4 protein-coding genes are annotated in these 4,112 nt (G+C 45.0%); all 4 read right to left on the bottom strand.

All coding sequences use genetic code 11. The features are described 5' to 3' along the window. Positions 1–286: 286 nt before the first annotated feature. The 4 genes from istB to JCM15548_RS19995 all read right to left on the bottom strand — a co-directional run bounded on the left by istB (position 287) and on the right by JCM15548_RS19995 (position 3,986). Positions 287–1,111: an IS21-like element helper ATPase IstB gene (istB, locus tag JCM15548_RS19980; RefSeq protein WP_083985287.1), complete on the bottom strand. Its 825-nt coding sequence runs from the start codon at positions 1,109–1,111 to the stop codon at positions 287–289. Beyond that, positions 1,092–2,549: an IS21 family transposase gene (istA, locus tag JCM15548_RS19985; protein WP_062128935.1), complete on the bottom strand. Its 1,458-nt coding sequence runs from the start codon at positions 2,547–2,549 to the stop codon at positions 1,092–1,094. The genes istB and istA overlap by 20 nt, the downstream gene beginning before the upstream one ends. Further along, complete coding sequence (locus JCM15548_RS19990; RefSeq protein WP_062128937.1) at positions 2,539–3,468, bottom strand: ParB/RepB/Spo0J family partition protein; 930 nt, start codon at positions 3,466–3,468, stop codon at positions 2,539–2,541. The genes istA and JCM15548_RS19990 overlap by 11 nt, the downstream gene beginning before the upstream one ends. 71 nt (positions 3,469–3,539) lie before the next feature. Beyond that, positions 3,540–3,986, bottom strand: coding sequence for a hypothetical protein (locus tag JCM15548_RS19995; protein WP_062128939.1), 447 nt, complete (start codon positions 3,984–3,986; stop codon positions 3,540–3,542). Between the last annotated feature and the right edge of the window lie 126 nt (positions 3,987–4,112).

The following is a 4,112-nucleotide window of genomic DNA, read 5'->3' on the forward strand; positions in this document are numbered from 1 at the left end:
GTTTCAACACCGATCACAAACGTTACCACTAAACAAGAACAAACGATACCACCCTTTCGAGATGCCCATTATTGTTGTGTCCTAAAGGGGGTGTTTTTTCCTTGATTCCGGTGGATTTTTAGATGTTCAATTTTGAAGTTAAACCAAGCAAGCCTTACATAGAAGGCGGTATGCCTATATATTACTGATAATTAACGTCATATATTACCGTCGAGCGTATCGCACAAAAAAGGCGCTAACTTCTGTCAGCACCTTTTTTCAGATTTGTAGTTGGATCTTGTTCCGATTATTTCGCTTCCTGTTTTTTACTGGTGTATTTCTTTTGTAATTGTTCACTCTGGTACATTCGGTAACTTGGGCCGTCTATCCGGACGATCACTGAGTGGTGGAAAATGCGATCTAAGATAGCTGAGGTGGTGATTGGATCGCCCAGGAACTCGGCCCAATCGGGTTCTTCTACATTAGTGGTGAAGATCAGGGATTTGTTATCATTATAGCGCTGGTCGATGATCTTAAAAAGAAGGTGGGCTTCTTTGACCACTTGTAACTCTAATCGGTCATGCCCCATTTCATCGATGACCAGTAAGTCCGGGCTGGTGTATTTGCGCATCCTCTTGGCGAGGGTTTTCTCATACACACCGGCATTCAGATCATTGATAAGGTCGCTACAGGTGGTGTAATACGTTTTATAATCATGCTGGCAGGCTAATAAAGCCAGGCTACGGGCGATATGGCTTTTTCCTACACCATTTGCTTTACTTGTAAACAGTATGGATTCATTGCGTTCAATAAAGCCAAGGGTGGCCAGATCCATGATTAACCTGCGGTCCAAGCTGGGTTGGAAGTCAAAGTCAAAATCAGCCAGCATTTTTAGCGGCTGGGGCAGTCGGCTGTTTTTTATAAGGGTTTCTATGCGCCGTTGCTTCTTGGCTGCCGCTTCTGTCTGAACGATGTTATTGATAAAATCGTAATAGCCCAGAGAACTTTCATTGGCCCGGTTAATCATCTGCTGGTATTCCTCTGCCAGGAGCTTTAGTCCCAGATAACGGCAGTTTTCAGCGAACGCTTCTGCCTGCTCTTTGCCGTAACTTTTATTTTTGCTGCTCATCATAGTTGTTGTTTCTTGGTTTAAAGGATAGTTTGATGCTATATCGCGGCTCTGAGTTGTTTTCCAGGAAGTTTTCGACGACGCTTGAGTCAAAAACCTTATATAGCAAGGCTCTGCGTATGGCCACCAATATGTCTTCCACGCGATAGTTGACTTTGAGGGCCAGTAGGTTTCGCAGATGATGCCGCCATGTAACTGGTTTATGTTGCTTAACCTGCTGGATGTATCCGTTCATTTCTGGAGAAAAGCACTCTAAGCGACTGATTACATCAGCAATGGGCAGGTCGGGTTTCTTCGTTGATTTTTTATGATCTCCTACGTAACGCTCCTTGCGTCCCTTTTCGGCCAAAGGGTGACAGGCGATTTGTTCTCCGCAGGGCGAGTAAACAATCATCTGCTCCTGGGTTATGCGCAAGGGACATAGCTCAAACATGTGCTTTGTAGGTACTACATACTGATAGCCCTCGTAGTAAATGCATGATTCTTGATTGACCACTTTATGTGTTACAAGAGAGGTGTCAAAATGATTCACAGGCAATGGTTGCAGATAAGGCTGTTCCTGGACATATCTGTCAATGGGCCTTTCTTTTGTTGTGCCATGTTTGCGCACGTCATTGACCTGCCTTAACCACAGCTGAAGCTGGTTTTTCAGATCCTGAAGGTCTTTGAACTCCCGGCCACCCAGAAAATTCTGCTCCAGATACCAAAAGGGGCGCTCAATCTTTAAATTCTCGACTGGATTTCTTGGAGTAATCGTCTTAGGCGTAAACCGGTACCAGGAAGCAAACTCCAGATACTTGCTGTTGAATACCGGATTGCCGGGCGCCCATTGATCCACACAGGCCTTTTGATTATCGCTTCGGATTTCCTTGGGTACGCCATCAAAATAGATAAAGGCGGCGATAAGTTCTCGAAAAAGGGTGGGCTGTTTTTTGTTTTCTACCACACTTACGTATTGACGTCTCGAGAAGCCTAAGATGTAACTAAAAAACGTCACCTGCTGTGTTTGTCCCGTTGAGGTAAAGGTAATATTGTAATCGCTCCAGTCATGAGCGGCCAATTGGCCCGGGTCCGTTTCAACCATCTTAATCGGTGTTTTTGAACCCACCTGTCGAACGCTTTTCAGGTACTCACGAACAATGGATATTTCGCCTGGGTAGCCTTTCTCTTTGATAAGTTCATAGACCCGCTGTCCCGTTATTTTAGGATGTTTAATGAGCAAATCGCCAATGTATTCTTTGTACTGATCCAGCTTGCTCGGACGCTGCTTTTTTACGAGTTCTTTGTCTTTGGAGGTGGTATCGCGTAACATCGAGTTCGATACCAGTATCCGGCGAATGCGGTTACGCGAGAGATTCAATTCCCGTGAGATTTTTCGGATCGACCAGCATTTTTGCACGTGTAGGGTGACAACGGTGTTGATTATTCTTTCATCTCTCATTTTGGCATACGGTTTTGGGGGTTTGTAACGAGGTAATAGCTTTGATGAGTTCTGTTGCAGAACCCCGCGCTTTGGTGATTTCCGGATTAATAATCATCTTCTCGGTCTCCTTTAACACATTCGCTCCAGTTGAATGCAAGTTGGCCAGCATATCGCTGATGGTTGTAAGAACAAACTGGGTTGACCTCAGAAGCTCATTGCCATAACTGCTGAGTCGGGCATCATCTGCTCCAAGGGGCATGTGCCGATACTCAGGTTCTTTGCTTGCAAAGACCTCTTGCGGGCAATCGAGTATGTATTGTTGCTGAGCTTCATCTGTTGCACACAGAAAGGCCTTAACCAGCGTATTACTCTGGCGACTGGGTAGCTTCAGGGAAGTAATCACCCGGGCCATGGCCATTTGTTTGCAGCGCGGCAACTTTATGAGGGCGCGTGCCTGGCTGCTGTTGATGGTCCCCATTTTAATCTCTGATGCCACATGGGTATCTATCTTGCTAATCAGTGACAACCGGCGGCTCACCCAACTGCGGCTATAACCGGTGAGCTTGGAGAGGCTTCTTTGGTCCAGACCGTGACTCTTTATCAGATCTGCTAACACCATGGCTTCTTCCCATACTTCCATGGATTGATGCAACCGGTTATAACTTAAAACCAGAAGCTTGGCTTGTTGTAAATCAACATCCAAAACATAACATTTTAGGTGCTTTTTCTTTAGCTCCATAGCTGCATAAACACGCTTTATGCCATCAATGACCTGGTATTGTCCTTTGAAAGGACGAACCACTAAAGGCTGCAATTGACCTTGCACCAACATGGAACTTTGGATGCGGGCAACCGATCCGGGGTTGATAATCCGCATTTCAGCCAGCGACAAATCTAATTTGTCCGGGGCTACTTCTTCGATTGTAGGTTGTTTCATCGCGTAAGTTTTTTAACACCTATAAAATTAGAAGGTAGCCTTTAGCTAAGCTAACGCGTCCGTCTTTACAATCAACTAGAATTGGAGGCAAAAACAGGGCCTATCCCAAGGTGGGCCTGCATTTGAAGAATTAACGTGTCCGTCTTTACAATCTTTCCACTTTTTATCTTAAAAGCCACGTATGTGTTGCCATCAAAGGGATGTAGAGATAACGCGTCCGTCTTTACAATCTTTGGCTCAGCGACCTGATTACGCTTTTTATTGCGTTTTCGCTGCTGATCACGATTGAAATTTTCGTATTCAGGATGAGTATTCCGGTAATGTTTTTGATATTCGTGTGCGGGGTATTTAGCTCGCCACTTCTGGTTACGCTTTTTCTTGGAGGCTCGACCCTCTGGGGTTGAGAGCGTTTGCTTTTCATGCAGGCGTTTACGTGCATTTTGACAAGCTGCTGAAGAACAATACTTTTGATGCTTGTTGCGGGGGTTTCTTTGGCACTTACTTTGGCAGTGCGACATAGGAAGGTTGATTTCATCGTGGCATAACTTTCAGAATATGAAAGTTTACCGCTTTTTCAGGAGAATGGAAACTTGGTGGTATCGTTTTTCGTCGGTAAGTGGTATCGTTTTAGATCCTTATTAAAA

Source organism: Geofilum rubicundum JCM 15548, from assembly GCF_000974365.1.
In the GTDB taxonomy this organism is placed as follows: Bacteria; Bacteroidota; Bacteroidia; order Bacteroidales; family Marinilabiliaceae; genus Geofilum; species Geofilum rubicundum.

Excerpts from the sequence above, each read along its gene's own strand:
- istB (WP_083985287.1), bottom strand. The coding sequence starts at position 1,111 with ATGATGAGCAGCAAAAATAAAAGTTACGGCAAAGAGCAGGCAGAAGCG.
- istA (WP_062128935.1), bottom strand. The coding sequence starts at position 2,549 with ATGAGAGATGAAAGAATAATCAACACCGTTGTCACCCTACACGTGCAA.
- JCM15548_RS19990 (WP_062128937.1), bottom strand. The coding sequence starts at position 3,468 with ATGAAACAACCTACAATCGAAGAAGTAGCCCCGGACAAATTAGATTTG.
- JCM15548_RS19995 (WP_062128939.1), bottom strand. The coding sequence starts at position 3,986 with ATGTCGCACTGCCAAAGTAAGTGCCAAAGAAACCCCCGCAACAAGCAT.